The sequence below is a fragment of the Desulforamulus profundi genome, from assembly GCF_002607855.1.
The window spans coordinates 73,146-90,161 of record NZ_AWQQ01000017.1 but is presented as its reverse complement, the minus strand read 5'-3'; the positions used below and the strand labels follow the sequence as shown (position 1 = coordinate 90,161).

Annotated in this window: 14 protein-coding genes and 7 pseudogenes; 9 read left to right on the top strand and 12 right to left on the bottom strand. The window is 51.0% G+C overall.

The genetic code is table 11. The annotated features are described in order from the left end of the window. Window positions 1-118: 118 nt before the first annotated feature. From P378_RS22690 to hcp, 11 genes and pseudogenes are all read right to left on the bottom strand, one after another. On the bottom strand, window positions 119-427 hold the full coding sequence (locus P378_RS22690; protein WP_274378622.1) for an FAD-binding oxidoreductase: 309 nt from the start codon (window positions 425-427) through the stop codon (window positions 119-121). Then, complete coding sequence (locus P378_RS20605) at window positions 396-779, bottom strand: FAD-binding oxidoreductase (protein WP_238472768.1); 384 nt, start codon at window positions 777-779, stop codon at window positions 396-398. Before P378_RS20605 ends, P378_RS22690 begins: the two co-directional genes overlap by 32 nt. Window positions 780-830: 51 nt before the next feature. Further along, window positions 831-1,019 (bottom strand): hypothetical protein, encoded by a 189-nt coding sequence (locus P378_RS20600; protein ID WP_238472767.1) that lies wholly within the window; start codon window positions 1,017-1,019, stop codon window positions 831-833. A 13-nt stretch (window positions 1,020-1,032) separates the two neighbouring features. After that, window positions 1,033-1,413 (bottom strand): annotated as a pseudogene (locus P378_RS20595) (electron transfer flavoprotein subunit alpha/FixB family protein); the annotation flags it as partial. 51 nt (window positions 1,414-1,464) lie between these two features. After that, window positions 1,465-1,650 carry a hypothetical protein gene (locus P378_RS02075; RefSeq protein ID WP_238472766.1) on the bottom strand — a complete coding sequence of 62 codons (186 nt, stop codon included), beginning with the start codon at window positions 1,648-1,650 and terminating at the stop codon, window positions 1,465-1,467. A 43-nt stretch (window positions 1,651-1,693) separates the two neighbouring features. Beyond that, the gene (locus tag P378_RS02070; RefSeq protein WP_099082104.1) at window positions 1,694-2,959 is read right to left on the bottom strand and encodes a (Fe-S)-binding protein; all 1,266 of its coding nucleotides are present in this window, start codon (window positions 2,957-2,959) and stop codon (window positions 1,694-1,696) included. Window positions 2,960-2,973: 14 nt separating this feature from the next. Continuing rightward, the gene (locus tag P378_RS02065) at window positions 2,974-4,353 is read right to left on the bottom strand and encodes an FAD-binding oxidoreductase (protein WP_099082103.1); all 1,380 of its coding nucleotides are present in this window, start codon (window positions 4,351-4,353) and stop codon (window positions 2,974-2,976) included. 347 nt (window positions 4,354-4,700) lie between these two features. After that, a pseudogene (locus P378_RS02060) lies at window positions 4,701-5,164 on the bottom strand (YaiI/YqxD family protein). 146 nt (window positions 5,165-5,310) lie between these two features. After that, complete coding sequence (locus tag P378_RS02055) at window positions 5,311-7,173, bottom strand: cell division protein FtsA (RefSeq protein WP_099082102.1); 1,863 nt, start codon at window positions 7,171-7,173, stop codon at window positions 5,311-5,313. Between the two features lie 155 nt (window positions 7,174-7,328). Beyond that, window positions 7,329-7,712 (bottom strand): RidA family protein, encoded by a 384-nt coding sequence (locus P378_RS02050; protein ID WP_099082101.1) that lies wholly within the window; start codon window positions 7,710-7,712, stop codon window positions 7,329-7,331. Window positions 7,713-7,994: 282 nt separating this feature from the next. Next, window positions 7,995-9,622: pseudogene (hcp, locus tag P378_RS02045) on the bottom strand (hydroxylamine reductase). 829 nt (window positions 9,623-10,451) lie between these two features. On the opposite strand from hcp, the pseudogene buk reads away from it, so the two are divergent. From buk to P378_RS23290, 9 genes and pseudogenes are all read left to right on the top strand, one after another. Beyond that, window positions 10,452-11,515, top strand: a pseudogene (gene buk / locus P378_RS02035) (butyrate kinase). Window positions 11,516-11,625: 110 nt separating this feature from the next. Next, window positions 11,626-12,414 (top strand): bifunctional enoyl-CoA hydratase/phosphate acetyltransferase, encoded by a 789-nt coding sequence (locus P378_RS02030; RefSeq protein WP_238472765.1) that lies wholly within the window; start codon window positions 11,626-11,628, stop codon window positions 12,412-12,414. Continuing rightward, the gene (locus P378_RS20590) at window positions 12,411-12,572 is read left to right on the top strand and encodes a hypothetical protein (protein ID WP_238472764.1); all 162 of its coding nucleotides are present in this window, start codon (window positions 12,411-12,413) and stop codon (window positions 12,570-12,572) included. The genes P378_RS02030 and P378_RS20590 overlap by 4 nt, the downstream gene beginning before the upstream one ends. Continuing rightward, window positions 12,551-13,231 (top strand): nucleotide-binding protein, encoded by a 681-nt coding sequence (locus P378_RS02025; protein ID WP_099082099.1) that lies wholly within the window; start codon window positions 12,551-12,553, stop codon window positions 13,229-13,231. Before P378_RS20590 ends, P378_RS02025 begins: the two co-directional genes overlap by 22 nt. A gap of 16 nt (window positions 13,232-13,247) precedes the next feature. Then, a complete protein-coding gene (locus P378_RS02020; protein WP_099082098.1) occupies window positions 13,248-13,469 on the top strand; it encodes a 4Fe-4S dicluster domain-containing protein in 222 nt (73 codons plus the stop codon). Between the two features lie 137 nt (window positions 13,470-13,606). Then, a pseudogene (locus tag P378_RS02015) lies at window positions 13,607-14,673 on the top strand (3-methyl-2-oxobutanoate dehydrogenase subunit VorB). 14 nt (window positions 14,674-14,687) lie between these two features. Next, window positions 14,688-15,409 (top strand): annotated as a pseudogene (locus P378_RS02010) (thiamine pyrophosphate-dependent enzyme). A gap of 32 nt (window positions 15,410-15,441) precedes the next feature. After that, entirely contained in the window at window positions 15,442-15,993 is a 552-nt protein-coding gene (locus P378_RS02005) for a 2-oxoacid:acceptor oxidoreductase family protein (protein WP_099082097.1), read from the top strand. Between the two features lie 121 nt (window positions 15,994-16,114). After that, window positions 16,115-16,588, top strand: a pseudogene (locus P378_RS23290) (sigma 54-interacting transcriptional regulator); the annotation flags it as partial. Window positions 16,589-16,605: 17 nt separating this feature from the next. On the opposite strand, the gene P378_RS01995 reads toward P378_RS23290, so the two are convergent. Then, the gene (locus P378_RS01995; RefSeq protein WP_099082096.1) at window positions 16,606-16,938 is read right to left on the bottom strand and encodes a DUF2062 domain-containing protein; all 333 of its coding nucleotides are present in this window, start codon (window positions 16,936-16,938) and stop codon (window positions 16,606-16,608) included. Window positions 16,939-17,016 lie beyond the last annotated feature (78 nt).

The window sequence follows — 17,016 nt, the reverse complement described above, 5'->3', positions numbered from 1 at the left end:
GTTCGCCCAACACATTCTCCTTCAGGTCATGCCAGGCGTGTTCATCACGTCCTTCCCGGAGAATGGTTGCGTGAATGTTGCCGTCGCCGGCATGACCCCAGCTGGGGATCTTGCAGTCTTATTTCTGGGATATGCGCTCGATGGCCTCAAGGCACTTGGGTATATTGGAAACCGGGAAAACAATGTCTTCCATACAATAAACAGGGCTGAGCATGCGAATGGCTTTTGCATAACTCTTCCGTGCTTTCCATATCCTCTCCTGGGTTAACTTGTTGTCTGCCACAAACACTTCCAGCGCACCGTTTTCCTGGCACAGCTTTCCTATTGTTTCATAGTCGTCCTGCACCTGGGTTTCGGATGTTCCGTCTACCTCACAGATAATATACGCTCCGGCATCACTGTAAGGCAGTTTTTTGTTTAAATACATTTCGGCAGCCTTTATAGACAATGTCCATAAACTCCAGGCAGGTTGGAATAATGCCGGCAGTCATGATTTTCGGTACAATTTTTATGGCGGTCTGCATATCAGCAAAGGGAATTAACAAGTCCGCTACATATTTAGGCAGGGGCATTAATTTAAGCCATATTTTCGTTACGATGCCCAGTGTTCCTTCGGAACTAACCATCAGGTGCACGATATCATAACCGGTTACGTCCTTAACGTTTTTGCCGCCGAATGTTACAATGTTGCCATTGGGCATAACAATTTCCAGTCCGTAAATATGACGGGTCGTTACCCCGTACTTAACCGCTTTGTTGCCTCCGGCGTTGGTAGCCACGGTGCCGCCACCCCTTGGGCGTTAAGGGGACAAGCTCACGGTTGGCAAGCTTTACGATCTCACTGACCTGCCGGGCATTTCCGGTTTTACCACAACCTCGGGCATCTTTTCCCACAACTGGTCAGATACTTCGTCCCTGGCGTACATCTCCATCTTCTCATGCTCGTTCAGAACGTTTGCTGCACCAACAATGGTCTTTAATTCTTCAATGATCCGGTCATTTACTTTGTTAAATTGCATCTTTCTTCCCCCCTTATGCAGTGGCTTTCATTTTCTTAATGGCTTCAATCAGCATGGGAACAACTTCGAATACATCTCCCACGATTCCGAAGTCCGCCACCTTAAAAAATTGGGCTTCGGGATCTTTGTTGATCGCTACGATAATCTCGGAAGTCTGCATGCCTGCCATATGCTGAATCTCGAGGAACTTTTCAGGAGTCATAAAAACAGCCCCGTCGTATTCCTTGATGATGATTTCACCTGTACGGTAAGGGTCTGCAGCAGCAGGCTTGGCGGATTTTGGACGCACGGTGGCCATTTGGGGGCGATGGTTAGGCGTCTTAATGGTAGCCATAATGTTACCGCCAATGGCAGGACGGGTCTGCAGCAGAATCTTGATCTCCGGGTCAATGGTGAACAATGACCTCTTGTACATTTTGGATTTCATCGCCCAGCAATACACAACTTAACTGGCGGTAAGGAAATGAACCAGTTCATCCACCGGTGCGGTAGTGCCGTCAGCTTTTTTCATAATGGTGTCCCGGGAAAGTTTCGGGCTGAATACTTTAACCACTCTGGTAGGGGAACCGCCCAAACCTAACACGCTCTTGTCCAAACCCAGTTCTTCATTTCCCCAAACGGGAATTTCCACCTGCTTGGCCTTCAGTTTACCGTTAAGTGTCGGAAATCCCGGTTCATTTTTGATACGCCATCAGTACCACTTCAATGACGTGCATCACTTTATGCGGCATTTTTTCCTGGGCTAACCCGTCTTCCAGTTGCATGCGGCAGGAACCGCAGCCTGTGACCACCACAGTGGAATTGGTGCCCTGGATATCATCTACTTTCTTCTTAAGGATTTGGTAGGACACCGGGTAGTTCGTTAAGCTGAATGAACCGGCACCACCGCAGCAGCGGTTGGGCTGCTTCATGGGTTTGTAGTTGATGCCGGGAATCTTGGTCAGCATTTCCAGGGGCTGGCGGGTCAAACCCATGCCTCTGCCAATGTGGCAGGGTTCGTGGTAGGTAAAGGTCATGGGTACGTTGCCCAGTTTTGCAAAGTTGACCTTCAGATCATCCACCAGGTATTCAGAAATATCGCGTACCTTCTTGGCAATGGCCTTGGCTTTTGCCGCATAGACAGGGTCGTCTGCCAGCAGCTCTACATACTTTTGCTCAAAGGAGCCACCGCAGGTGCCGCACACGGTGATGATGGCATCCACATCATGCTCGCTGAAAATGTCCACATGGGACCTGGCCATAGCTTTGCCGGTTTCCACATCACCGTTAATTAAGGCGGGAGCGCCGCAGCAGTGCTGCTCTTTGGGAATGATAACATCGGCGCCGTTACGATTCAGTACGTCCACCACGGCCTGACCGACGGAGGTATAAATATAGTTGGTTACACAGCCAGTAAAGAAAGCCACCTTTTTGCGGGAGTTCGGCGCCTTATTCACTTCGGGCAGCCAGGAGCGCAGGGGTTTGTCAGCCAGAGGGGGCATGACCCGGCGCATTTCCAGACCAATGGGGAAACGGGGGCTCATGCCGCTGCCGCTTCTCTTGAAGGCCAGGCCCTGGAAGGCGCTTCCCATGCGAAGTCCAAAATCAAATAATTTGGGAGACTTGAGGACATTAAAGGCTGCTTTTTTGGCAAAGGGCAGCATTTGCTGTCTTGCCAGCTCGGCCCTGCCTGCTAGGATAATTTTGTGGGCCTTCACGCCGCAAGGACAGTTGGCAGTACAGGCCTGGCACTGCAGGCAAAGGTCGAACTTCTTATAAAGCTCCGGGGTATACTTTGCTTCCCCCTTGAGAATTTTAGCGGCTAGTTGAATTTTACCCCTGGCCACCCCGGACTCGGAGAGTGTCTCCTTGTAGACGGGACAAACGGCCTGGCAGTTCCCGCACTTCATACACTTGATGAGTTCTTCTTCAATATGCTTCATGTTATCGTAGATTGCCATGCAGCCGCCCTCCTTTAGCCCATCATTTTGCCGGGGTTCATTAAGTTATCCGGATCCAGGGCTCTTTTTACTTTTTTCATAACTTCCACACCGTGCTCGCCGAATTCCAGCGGCAGGTACTTGGCCTTGGCCATACCGATACCGTGCTCGCCGCTGATGGTGCCGCCAAACTCCAGGGCAATCTTAAAGATTTCATCCACTGCCTGGTGTACCCGCTTCATTTCTTCGGTGTTGCGCTCATCGGTAAGGATGGTGGGGTGCAGGTTGCCGTCGCCGGCGTGACCGAAGGTCCCAATCAGCAAGTCATACTTTTTAGCAATGTCCTGCAGGGCCACCAACATATCGGTCAGCCTGCTGCGGGGTACTGTGGCGTCTTCCAAAACGGTGGTGGGTTTCACCTGAGCCAGCGCAGGCAGTGCTGCACGACGGGCTGCCCAGAGGCCGTCACGTTCTTTGTCGTCTTTTGCCACCTTAATTTTCCCGTTGTTCTTTTCCACCACTTTTACCACAGTGGCTGCCTCGCGCTCCACCACCTCGGGAATGCCGTCCACTTCGATCAGCAAGACCGCTTCAGCATCGGTTGGAAGACCCACTTTAGCAAAGTTCTCCACGGTGCGAATGGTTACCTGGTCCATGATTTCCATGGTGGCGGGAATCACTTTGCTGCGAACGATCTCCGTTACGGTATTGCCGGCATCTTCCAGTTTGTTGAAAACAGCCAGCATGGACTTTTTGGCTTCCGGAGCAGGAATTAACTTAGCGGTAATTTCAGTAATAATGCCCAGGGTGCCTTCTGCACCGGTGAACAGCTTAACCATATCATAGGCGGTTACGTTTTTAACGGTTTTGCCGCCAAAGCGTGCCACAGTACCGTCAGCCATAACCACTTCCACACCCATGACGTAGTGTTTGGTTACACCATACTTAAGTCCTCTCAGACCGCCGGAGCATTCGGAAACACTGCCGCCCATGGTTGCGGTGGCAACGGTGCCGGGGTCCGGGGGATAAATCAAACCAAAGGGAGCCACGGCAGTATTCAGGTCGTTGATAATAACCCCGGGCTGTACAACAGCCACCAGGTTATCGGCGTCAATCTCTACGATTTTGTTCATTTTTTGGGTTCTTAGAACGATGCCGCCCTGCAGGGGAATGGTGCCGCCGCTCAGGTTGGTGCCGGAACCCCTGGGATATACAGGCATCTTATACTGACTTGCCACTTTAATAATTTCTACCACGTCGTTGGTGCTTTGGGGAGTTACCACAACATCAGGTAACTGACTAGGCATATCTGCAGTAGCATCAAAGGAATAACAAACCAATTCTTCGTGCTCGGTAACAACGTTTTCTTTGCCGATTGCCTTGACTAATGCTTCAATTGCTTGTGCCTTGGACATTTGAGATCCCTCCATTGTTTTATTGCTTTGAATTGTAATGGATTCCCTTTTCCTTAAATTTCACCGGTGCCACCCCCCAGGCACTTAATTGGTATGGTGGTATGACCGGGCTAAACCAATAAAAAATATGGTATGATAACATTTCGATATTTCGACAAAAATTTCAGAATTTCCTGCTAAGATTCGAACTTATGCTAAAAAAATTTAACAGAAATGACACAAAATTATGATTATTTTTCTTGCAATCAAATACTTATTGTTAACCATTTTCAGAATAATGTTAACACCTGAAAGTTGAAAAAACCAGATTTAATAGATTTAATATAAGCACAGGGATACAATTATTGTTAATGGCGCCTGCCTTTGTCATTTTGAGTTTCTTCGATAAGTTTTCTTAGCTGGACCTCAAAGCGAAGGTCGTCCTCGGCGGTGCGTTTGCGGGGCCCTTGGTACGCCCGCCGGCCCTGCGGTGTTTGGCTTTCATTTCTCTTTCTTCCAGCATAAAATCAATGGTATCTTCCCGAAATATTTTGCCCCAAGGGGAAATGGCCCCGGCCCCTTTGGCTAGGATGATGGCGGCCAGACCCCAGTCCTGGGTGACAACGATGTCACCCCGTCTGGTCAGATTCATGATTTGAATATCTGTTTCTTGCGAGGCATTGCCCACCACAACATGGTGCTGCGAAGAAACATTGTGCTCAAAGCTGGCCACCGTCCAAAGTTCCAGGAGCAATTCATCACATATTTTCCGGGCAATTGATAATACCGTTTTGGGACAGGCGTCCGCATCGATGATGATTTTCGCCGGCATGTCTTTCATACCTTCCTCTATCTAATGGCCCTCTAAACAGAGCTTTCCGGTCGGGAAAAAACGGTGCCTAACCCCCAGGGAAAATAAGCGTACAGCCGTGGTACTCTTGCAAGGGGTTCTCCATCCATACTACCCTATTTTGCTGCTCACCAGCGAATTTCGATGACATCGCCGTCTTGCAGGGTTTCCGTGTACTCGACGGCATTGCCGTTTCTTTTAATCTCTACCATACCGCTTGATTGGGTTATATCCGGTTCATAATAATTGAAGACATCAATTAAAATATATTCACTTTTTCCTTCCATTAGAATGGCCTGGCCATTCACGGTGACTTGGATGGGTTTCCCCTGCAGGGCCGAAGCTGCAGGACCAGGCTGCGGGGAAGGTTTTTCTGCAGGTGTCGGGGTTAGGGTTACTTCCAACACATCTCCCGGAGAGATAAGCTGCTCAGGACCTGCCGGTTGACCGTTCAGTAAGCAACAGGATTGAGCATTCACAGGAAGATTCCCCAGAATATCTGCCACTCTGGCTACGGCATCTTTACCAGGCACTGCCTTTTCCACCAGAATGATATCTTTGTCATTGATCACGGTCTTTAAATTGGCAGGGTGACCGTTCACAGTGATGACCGCCGGTTTCGCCAGTTCACCATAGACGGTTTTTGGTTTGCCGTTTAACGTAAAACGCAGGTCTTTGCCGTTTCGTCCCAACAATTCCCTGGGATTAAACTCCAGCAGGCCCAGGGCCTGAAGTACAGTGAGCTGCCGGGTATTAAACAGGGTAAAGGGCTGCCCGTTTACCGTTACCGTTATAAAGTTCTGCCCTTGCTTCCTGGCAGCCACAGCCGCAATTCCCACCACTGTTACTCCCTCGGGACCTGCCAGGTCTTTTTTCTTAACATCCACCAGGTTGCTGATATTGGACCGGTTGCGGATAACCACCCGCTGTTGGATCAGCCCCAGTTTTTCCGCAATCCTGTCCACCAGAGACGGTACCTGGGAACCTCCGCCCACACACATAACAGACTTGGGCGGCGTCTGACCGTTTAAATCCAGAATGTGACGAACGATTTCGCTGGCCAAGTTTTCAACGGCGGGCTCAATCATTTGCATGACTTCCTCACAGGCAACGGTAACCTCCGTTCCCAGGACATCCTGGTAGCGGATGTCCTGGCCCTGCCAGAGACTGCGTTTAATCTGCTCCGCTGTCATAAAGTCCACCATCAGGGTTTCCATAACTAGCTCGGTGATTTCATCCCCTGCTGTGGGTACCATGCCGTAGGCGGTGATGGTACCGTCCCGGGAGATGGCAATGTCGGAAGTCCCAGCTCCCACGTCCACCAGGGCCAGGTTCAATAGCCGTAATTGTTCGGGAATGATAACTTCACTGGCCGCGATGGGCTCCAGGGTCAAGTATAGGGGTTCCAAACCTACCCTGGCCAGCACTGTATACAGGCTGTTCACCACCGATGCCGGCAAAAAGGTAGCCAGCACCTCGGCGCCGATTTTTTTACCCCGGTGCCCTTCCAGGTTGGTGATGGGATAATCATTCAAATAATACCCCACCACACTGTGGCCTACACAAAAGAATTTTTCTCCCTCTCCCCCCTGCCGGGTCTCCTGTTCCAGAAGTTCCTGCGCCCTTTGCACACCCATCAGTTCCAGGGTATGAATCATCATGGCATCAATTTCTAAGTCTTCGATTAACTCCTGATCCACCCGGCACCGGCGGGTCTTTAATGAACGGCCCGCCGCGGCGATGGCCACTTTTTGCAGAGGGGCTTTGAGTTTTTTCTCCAGTTCCGCCTTTACCTTTTGCACAGCCTCAGCCACCCGGGGGATATCGTGGATCTGCCCGTCCAGCATGGCCCTGCTTTGATGTTCCACCATGGCCTGGGCCAGAACTTTCATATGTCCTTCCGCCATGGAAACCACGATGCCGATCACGGTTCTGGTGCCTATGTCTAAAGCAAACAGGGCATTGTTTTCATCAAAGGTTATTTTGGCCATAGAACAACCTCTCATCGTTTCTTTTTATGGTGTTGTTCGACAATTTTTCCCATTATCCCTTCTATTTACCTGTTAACATCACTTAAAAAATAGGGACCCCGGCAAAGGTCCCATTATGATTTCTACGATTTATTTTTCTGGATACTGTGAACCGTTTATTTAACCATTACAACCGCTTCAATTTCAATCAGTACGTTTTTAGGTAGGCAGGATACCTCCACACAGGCCCGGGCCGGTGGTTCTGCATTAAAAAATTCTGCATAGGTTTCGTTTATTTTTGCAAACTGGTTCATGTCTTTAATAAAGACAGAGGTTTTAATGATATCCTGCAGGCTTGCCCCGGCGGCTTCACAAATGGCCTGCAGGTTTTTAATGCACTGGCGGGCCTGGGCCTGGATATCACCTTCCACCACACTGCCGGTGGCAGGATCAATGGGAATTTGCCCCGAGATAAACATGAGATTGCCCGCCTTTACTGCCTGTGAGTAAGGTCCAATGGCTGCAGGAGCCTTTTCGGTACGGATGATAATTTTGTCCAAAGTCTATGCCTCCCAGTGATAGATTTGTTTTCCTCAGTAATGGCGCAGGTTAAAGAGAAAGATGGTGCCTTTCTTCTGAATACTACTTTCGATACGGAACAAAATTTACCTTCTCCTTATTGCAAAATTTTAATACTTATTACAAAAAATTTTAATGTAAGGCCCTTAACGGTAGCGCCAACAAAATAGCCGCCATTGCCCAGGTTAATGTGTTGATAGAAATAAAGGCATCCTTCCGTAACGTAAAAGGAGAACCGCGGTTGTGGTCCTCCTTTTCTCGTCTTATTTGTTTAAGATGGCAGCCAGGTCCTCATCGGGAGTGGAAATGGGTTTAATATCAAAGGTCTTCACCAGCACATCTAGCACATTGGGCGATACAAAGGCGGGCAGGCTGGGACCCAGGCGGATATCTTTAATTCCCAGGTGCAGCAGGGTGAGCAGGATGGCAACCGCCTTTTGCTCGTACCAGGACAGTACCAGGGAGAGCGGTAAATCATTAACACCGCATTCGAAGGCATTGGCCAGGGCTACGGCGATCTGGATAGCGGAGTAAGCATCGTTGCACTGGCCGATGTCCAGCAACCGCGGGATGCCGCCGATATCACCCAGTTTTTTGTCAAAGAAACGGAATTTACCGCAGGCCAGGGTTAAGATGACTGTATCCTGGGGCGCCTTCTCCACAAAGTCGGTATAGTAGTTGCGGCCTGGTTTGGCGCCATCGCAACCGGCTACCAGGAAGAAGTGCTTGATGTCGCCGTTCTTAACGCCTTCAATGACCTTACCGGCCACACTCATAACAGTGTTGCGGGCAAATCCCACCATAACGCTGCCCTTGTCTTCATCGGTCGCAAATCCGGGCATGGCCAGGGCTCTTTCGATCACCGGACCAAAGTCTCCGTTCTTAACGTGCTGCACGCCGGGCCAGCCAACCTGTCCGGTGGTAAAGATGTTGTCCATATAGGCCTGGGGATCCTGGATGCAGTTGGTGGTCATGAGAATGGCGCCGGGGAAAGCAGCAAATTCTTTCTTTTGGTTCTGCCAGGCGGTGCCATAGTGTCCGTAGAAGTGTTTGTACTTTTTCAGTTCGGGATAACCGTGGGTCGGCAGCATTTCACCGTGGGTGTAGACGTAAATGCCCTTGCCCTCGGTTTGCTCCAGCAAATCTGCCAGATCCTGCAGGTCGTGGCGGATACCAGGATGCACTTGCCGGCCTTATGGCCCAGAGGAACCTCGGTGGGCACCGGGTGGCCAAATTTGCCGGTGTTTGCGGCATCCAGCAGTTCCATAACACGCAGGTTCACTTCCCCGCACTTGAGAACAAGGCCGACCCAGTCATTCAGACCAAGTTCTTTATTGGTCAGGGCTGCCATTCCCTCATAGATAAAGCCGTAGACCTTTTCGTCTTCTTGGCCGAGGATCGCGGCATGGTCGGCATAGGCAGACACCCCTTTCAGACCGTAAACCAAAATCTGCTGCAGAGACTGGATATCGGCATCGGCAGTATGATCGGTTACCATTCCCACTTCCTCACCTTGTTTAACCAGACCTTCCAGGTCCGCTGCCGGTTGGAAACTGGCAGCGGGGGCGGAGAAAGAAACATTGCCACCGGCTGCCGCCACTTTGTCTTTCATAGCTTCCCTGTATTGTACACACCGGTTGATAAGGGGGACAAAACGGGCAGCGTCAAAGTTTACGTTGGTCAGAGTGGAAAACATAGCGCCCACCGCAAAGCGGTCAATTTCCAGGTCGACCACACCTGCTTTACGACCTTCATTGACAAAGAGGGACAGCCCCTTCAGGGCATGCAGCAATAAATCCTGCAAAGCTGCCACATCTGGCTTCTTACCGCACACCCCTACAACGGTACACCCTATTCCTTTTGCTGTTTGTTCACACTGGTTACAAAACATTCATCATGACCTCCCTTAGTATTTTTAGGTTTTTAAATAACTGATTGTTTAGTGTATTTTAATAAGCCCGTCACCAGTTCCGGACAGGCCAACATGGAGATCCCTTGATGATTGCCATATTTTATTACGTAAACAGCCCTGCTTAAAAAAGTATGAATTGTCTTACGAAAGTATAAACTTCCTGTTTTGAGATATCTTGACTGGCATAGTTGTCTCTGCCATTTGCTTTATTGTACTGTGAAGTATAGAAAATAAAAGTGACCTGCGTCACACCGGAGGTGAAAAAGGTCACTTTTTTCTGTATTTTAAAAAACTTTACTTGGATATAACATTACCGCAACGGTTACAAAATCGGCTTTTACATGAAAATCCTATAGTTTTCTCTGGCTGCCACAATTCTTTGGCCACATTCCCACTGGTTGGCGCCAGTTCCCGGTTATAATCCGAATGGCCGGCAGTTCACCCAGGGTTGCCAGGACGGCCACCTGCGGGTCTTTGCCGAACGGGGAACCAAATGAATACCCTGATAAATTTTTCTATCAGGGAGAAGAAAAAGTGTCAAATTATTTTATCGTGATAAAAAATTTTCACCCGGTTATCATGCTTTTTCATTCATTTTGCTTGGCATAGCACTTGCAATATCTTAAATTATTAAGTTAAATATTTTTATCTAATCATACTAAGGAGAATCTTGGAGATCAGGAAGAAAAAACGGGTCAATTTTTGTCATAATTCCCTGATATAATGATTAGGGTAACAAATCATGGGGCCTGTATCAAAACCCCTTCCCCATTGTTTTATAGTTCAGTGATAAACGGAGTGATCAACATTGCAAATACTGGCCATTAACCCTGGCTCAACTTCAACCAAAATTGCTGTGTTTCAGGATGATGCTTGCCTCTGGAAGGAAGTCCTTTATCACCCTGACCAGGACATCCGGGCCTTTGCCAAAATCGGTGACCAGTACCGTTACCGCATGGATGCCATTTTAAATACGCTGCAAGAAAAGGGCTGCCAGTTGGAACAATTCAGTGCCATTGTGGCCCGGGGAGGCTTATTGAAACCCCTGTCCGGCGGTACCTATCTGGTGGATGAATACCTGGTCCGGGAATCTCACAATGCCCCCGGCGGGGAACATGCTTCTAACCTGGGCGCCATCATCGCCTATCACCTGGCCCAAAGGTCAATCTTCCGGCCTATATCGTAGACCCGGTGGCGGTGGACGAAATGGAGCCGGTGGCCCGCCTGTCCGGTCACCCGGAACTGCCGAGGATCAGCCTGTCCCACGCCTTAAATATGAAGGCGGTGGCCCGCAAGGTGGCCAGTGGTCTGGGTAAGACCTACCAAGAAATCAACCTGGTGATTGCTCACCTGGGGGGCGGCATTTCGGTCACTCCCCACTGCAGGGGAAAAATGATCGATGTCAATAACGCCAACAATGAAGGGCCCTTCTCACCGGAACGCTGCGGTACACTGCCGTCGGCCCAGTTGGCGAAGCTGTGTTATTCCGGCAAGTATACCGAAAAAGAAATGCTCACCCAAATTCTTAAGGAAGGCGGCCTGTACGCTTACCTGGGTACCAAGGACACCCGTGAAGCAGAAAAAAGGATGAACGAGGGAGATGCCCAGGCCCGTCTTGTCCTGGAGGCCATGTGCTACCAGGTGGCCAAAGAAATCGGGGCCATGTCCACGGTGTTGTGCGGTGAGGTGGACCGTATTGTCTTAACCGGCGGCCTGGCGCATTCCGCCTTTATAACCGGGGAAATTACCAGGCGGGTTTCCTTCATTGCGCCGGTGATGCTGGTGCCCGGTGAAGAAGAAATGGAATCCCTGGCTATGGGCGCACTCATGGTATTAAGACAAGAGGAACAGGCTCTTGTTTACCGTGCATAGCCGGTAGCAAAAGATACTTCATTGGTAAAAATAGTTAAGGAAAAATCAAGGATAGATGTTGGCCGTTAAGGGTTAAACACTCAATTTATATAGGTGAGGAGTGTTAAACAGTGCAATTTAAGAGCTTTGACCAGGTCTTAGAAGTGGTGAAAGGCTTGCCCAAAGTGCGGGTAAGTGTCGCCAATGCCCAAGACGAAAAGGTCCTGCTGGCACTTAAAAAAGGGGTACAGGAAGGCTTTGTAGAACCCGTTTTGGTGGGCTCCCGCAGTGAAATTGAGCGGGTGGCCTGGGATGTTGATTTTGACCTTAACGGTGTGGAAATTTTTCAGGCGGACGCACTGGCAGCCCCCGAGTTGGCTGTAAAGCTGGTACAGGGCGGCAACTGCCAGGTGCTCATGAAGGGACTGGTGAACAGCAGTACCTTTTTAAAAGCGGTACTGAACGGGGAATGGGGACTGCGTACAGGTAAAATCCTCAGTCATATCGCTGTTTACGAAGTGCCCGGGTATGACCGTCTTATCTTTTTGACGGACGGGGGTCTGAATATTGCTCCCGATCTTGAAATGAAGAAACAAATCTGCCAGAACGCCATTGACTTTGCCCGTTCCCTGGGTATTACCCTGCCCAAAGTTGCCGTACTGTCTGCCAATGAACAGGTTAGCCCCAAAATGCCGGTCACCCTGGAGGCCCAGCAGTTGGCCCAGCTGGCCAGGAAGGGCGAAATTACCGGCGCCCTGGTGGACGGCCCGCTGGCCCTGGATATCGCCATTAACCAGGAAGCCGCCGAGCACAAGGGTATTGAAAGCCCGGTGGCGGGTCAGGCGGATATCCTCCTGGTACCCAATATTGAAGCAGGCAATATTCTGGCAAGTCCATCCTGTACTTTGCCGGCGGCGTGATGGCAGGGCTTGTTTTAGGCGCTGCCGCTCCGGTGGTGCTGCCCTCCCGGGCGGACACACCACAGGGCAAACTGATGTCGCTGGCCCTGGCCTGCCTGGCAGGACAAGGCATGAACAGAAAGGACCATAGCTTTCGATGGGAACAAATAACCGGGTAACCGTTTTTGTTGGCAACTACGGCAGCGGCAAAACAGAACTGTCCATGAATTATGCCCTAGACCTGGCCCGGCAGGGCCAGCGGGTGGCACTGGTAGATTTAGATATCATTAATCCCTATTTTCGCAGCCGGGAAAAGGCTGACCTGCTGGAGTCCCGGGGGGTTCATGTGCTCCTGCCCCAGGCGGCATACGTGATGTCGGAAGTTCCGGCCATGCCGCCGGAGATCGCCGGTTTTATTGCCAACCGGGGTTACCATGTAGTGATCGATGTGGGCGGGGACAATACCGGGGCCACGGCCCTGGGGCGGTTTGCGGATTTACTTAAAAATACCGGCTACCGGATGTTGATGGTGGTTAACACCAACCGGCCCGATACCTCTTCTCCGGCAGGAATTATCGCTGTTATGCACAGCATTGAGGCCGCCAGCGGGCTGTCTGTAACAGCTCTGGCGGGCAACACAAATCTGGCCTGGGAAACCGACCTGGCGCTGGTGCAGCAGGGCCAGGCCATGCTGGAACAGGTGTCCTTACAAACCGGCTTACCCATTGATTTTATTGTAGTGGAACGCTCCCTGCAGGAACAGGTACAAGAACATTTTCCCCACCGGCAGGTCTTCCCCATCGATATATTAATGCGCCTGCAGTGGGCGCAGACGTAACAGGAGGTGGACAACTATGGCCAAAGGAACCATTGAAGTTGATAAGCTGCGCTGCAAAGGTTGCAGTATCTGTGTAGAAGTGTGTCCCAAAAAAGTGCTGGCCCTCTCCAAAGAGCCGAACCCCAAGGGGTATTACTATGCCCAACAGGCGGACCCGGACAACTGCACCGGCTGCGCCATGTGCGCCCAGATGTGCCCGGATGTGGCCATCCGTGTATGTCGCCAAATTGAGAAGTGAGAGTTTTTGCAAATTCAAGTTAGGGACGGTTCTTGACTTGAATTCCAGTATTTTCAATTCAAGTCAAGAACCGTCCCTAACTTGAATAACTTGAAAATGGTTTATCGTTTTAACTAACCAGAAAGCGAGTGGTTGCTTTGAAAAAATATTTACTCAAAGGGAACGAAGCTATAGCCGAAGCAGCCGTCAGGGCAGGCTGCCGGTTGTTTTTCGGCTATCCCATTACCCCTTCCACCGAAATTATTGAATACATGGCCAAGCACCTGCCGGCTGTGAACGGCACCTTTGTTCAGGCCGAAAGCGAAGTGAGCGCCATTAACATGTGCTTTGGCGCTGCGGGGGCCGGCGTCAGGGTGATGACCGCCTCCTCCAGCCCAGGCATCAGCTTGATGCAGGAAGGGCTGTCCTACATTGCCGCCAATGAATTGCCCGTGGTGTTGGTCAGCATCGTGCGTGCCGGCCCGGGTCTGGGCGGGCTTGGTCCTTCTCAGGCTGATTATTTCCAGGCCACCAAAGGCGGCGGCCATGGTGATTACCGGTTGATCGTGCTGGCTCCCAGCACCGTGCAGGAACTGGTGAACCTCACCCAGGATGCCTTTGACCTGGCAGACCTGCACCGCAACCCGGTGATGATTGTGGCGGACGGTATTTTGGGTCAAATGATGGAGCCGGTGGTCTTCCAGGAGCGGGAAGCCCGGCAGCTGCCTGCCAAGGATTGGGCCACCACCGGGGCGGAGGGTCGTCCCCGCAATATTATCACCAGTTATTCCCTGCAAAGTGAAATTGGCGAGGCCAACTGCCTGCGCTGGGAAGCCAAGTACAAGTCCATCGCTGCCGCCGAGCAGCGCTGGGAACAGTATATGACCGACGATGCCGAATATTTAATGGTGGCCTACGGCACCACCGCCCGGATTGCCAAGGCTGCCGTGCAGATGGCCCGCAAGGAAGGTATCAAGGTGGGCCTGCTGCGTCCCATCACCCTGTGGCCCTTCCCGGTGGACGGCTTTAGGGCCTGCAGGGTCAAATAAAGGGCTACCTGTCGGTGGAGCTGAGCGCCGGCCAGATGATCGAAGATGTACGCCTGGCCGTAAGCTGCAGCGCTCCGGTGCATTTATGCAACCGCCAGGGCGGCATGGTTCCCGCACCGGAAGAAGTGCTGGAGCGCTTTAAAGAAGTCTTTCCGGCCGCAGCGGCCGCAGTTTAAGGAGGTGTGTTTCAGTGAAAGAAGTATTTAACCGTACCCGTGCACTGACCGATGCACCTTTTCACTACTGCCCTGGCTGCACCCATGGCATTATTCACCGGTTAGTTGCTGAAAATCTGGAAGAACTTGATTTGCTAGGCAAAGCCATCGGCGTTACCCCGGTGGGCTGCGCCGGTTTCTGCCAGCAGTATTTTAATATCGACATGCAGGGCGCTGCCCACGGCCGGGCCCCGGCGGTGGCAACCGGCATCAAGCGGGCCCTGCCGGACAAGTTTGTCTTTACCTATCAAGGGACGGCGATCTGGCTTCCATTGGTATCGCAGAGGTGATGCATGCAGCCGCCCGGGGCGAAAACATCACTGCCATCTTTGTCAATAACGCCATTTACGGCATGACCGGCGGCCAAATGGCCCCCACCACCCTGATGGGTCAAAAAACCTCCACCTCCCCCTTTGGCCGGGAGGCCAGTGTGGCCGGCCATCCCATGGACATGCCCAAAATCATCGCCCAGATCGAGGGAGCTGCCTATGTGGCCTCGGTTTCGGTGGACAGCCCGAAAAACGTTCTGCAAGCTAAAAAGGTCCTGCGCAAAGCCTTTGAATACCAGCTGGCAGGCCGCGGCTTCACCTTTGTCAGCTTCCTCTCCACCTGTCCCACCAACTGGGGGATGTCCCCGGTGAAGTCGCTGGAGTGGCTGCGGGAAAACATGATGAAAAATACACCCTGGGCGTGCTGAAAAACGCTGCTGCCCAGTAAAGGAGAATGGCTATGACTGAAAAAATGATTATTTCAGGTTTTGGCGGCCAGGGTGTTATGTTTATGGGCAAAATTTTGGCCTATGCCGGTATGCTGGCGGATAAAGAAGTCAGCTGGATCCCTTCCTACGGTCCCGAAATGCGGGGCGGCACCGCCAACTGTTCGGTGATCGTCTCCAAAGAGGAAATCAACTGCCCGGTGGTCAATAAACCCAGCCTGGTGGTGGCCATGAACGGTCCTTCCCAGGAAAAGTTTCTCCCTGCCCTGATGCCGGGAGGCTTGCTGGTGGTCAACAGCTCCATTGTAAAAGAGGATGTCACCCGGGATGACGTGCGGGTCTTAAAAATCCCCGCCCAGGAACTGGCCGCCGAAAAGGTGGGCAAAGCAAACCTGGCCAACGTGGTGGTTCTGGGAGCCATGCTGGCGAAAATGGATGTTTTGACCCTGGACGACGTGGTGGCCGCCCTGAAGGAAGTGGTGGCAGCCAAGCGCCCGGAAATGCTGGCCATCAACCAGCAGGCCCTGGAAGTGGGCATGAACTATGTAAAGGAAAATCAGTTGTAAAAAAAGCTGCAAAAAGACAGGCTGTTGGCGGTTACCCGCCGGCAGCCTTTTTATGCGGCGGCATTTAACTTGTCCGCCATTTCTTTACTTTGAAAGGGCACCGGTTCATAGGATATAATGAAAGAGTAGCCGCCAATTATTTTATTTTCTAAACCTGACCAGCGGTGTTCCTATCCTTAATGAAAAGGGGCAAATCATCGGCGCGGTGGCCACCATTAAGGATTTCCGCCAGGTGGAGGAAATCATCTCCACCGTGGATAAAAGAAAAAAACCCATGACCACCTTCGAGGACATCGTTCATTAAAGCTCGGAAATGAGGCGGATGATTGAAACAGCCAGGCCAAGCGGAATTCCACCATTTTGCTGCGGGGCTTTACCGGGGAACCTGCTGGAAAGTGAATTGTTTGGCAGTGAAGAGGGCTCCTTTACCGGGGCTTCCAAAGGAGGCAAAAAGGGGCTTTTCGAACAGGCAGACACAAGCACCCTATTCCTGGACGAAATCGGAGAGATATCGCCCCAGATGCAGGTCCGCTTACTGCGTGTTCTGCAGGAGGGTACTGTCCGGCGAGTTGGCGGCAGCAGTGAGATTCCTATATTGTTTTAAGAACTTTGTTATACAGAAATAAAAAGAGTCGTTAATAGCCCTATCCAAACAAAGTTAATCATGCTCCCTATTAAATAGGTTATTCCCAGCAGCTTAATTTGAAAAACAAATTCAGAGACCAGACTCAATTCCTGATCAACAATCTCCAGAACAGGAAAACTACCCAGGTTTCCTGCCACAATTTTACCGGTTAAAATGTTGAAAGTGAAATAAAGCGGAAAAGCTGCTTTGAATAAACACACAGTAATAGGCGCCGCTACGGCGCTTGCTTTAATGAACTTGGCGATAATAAAAGACAAAGGGATATTAACAATGGGTATGGGAAGACAATTTAATGCCACACACCTAAAGCAATACCCTTAGCCACTTTTTGGGGATTTTCTTTCAGGTGCAATAAGAATGTCAGTCTTAATCAGCTC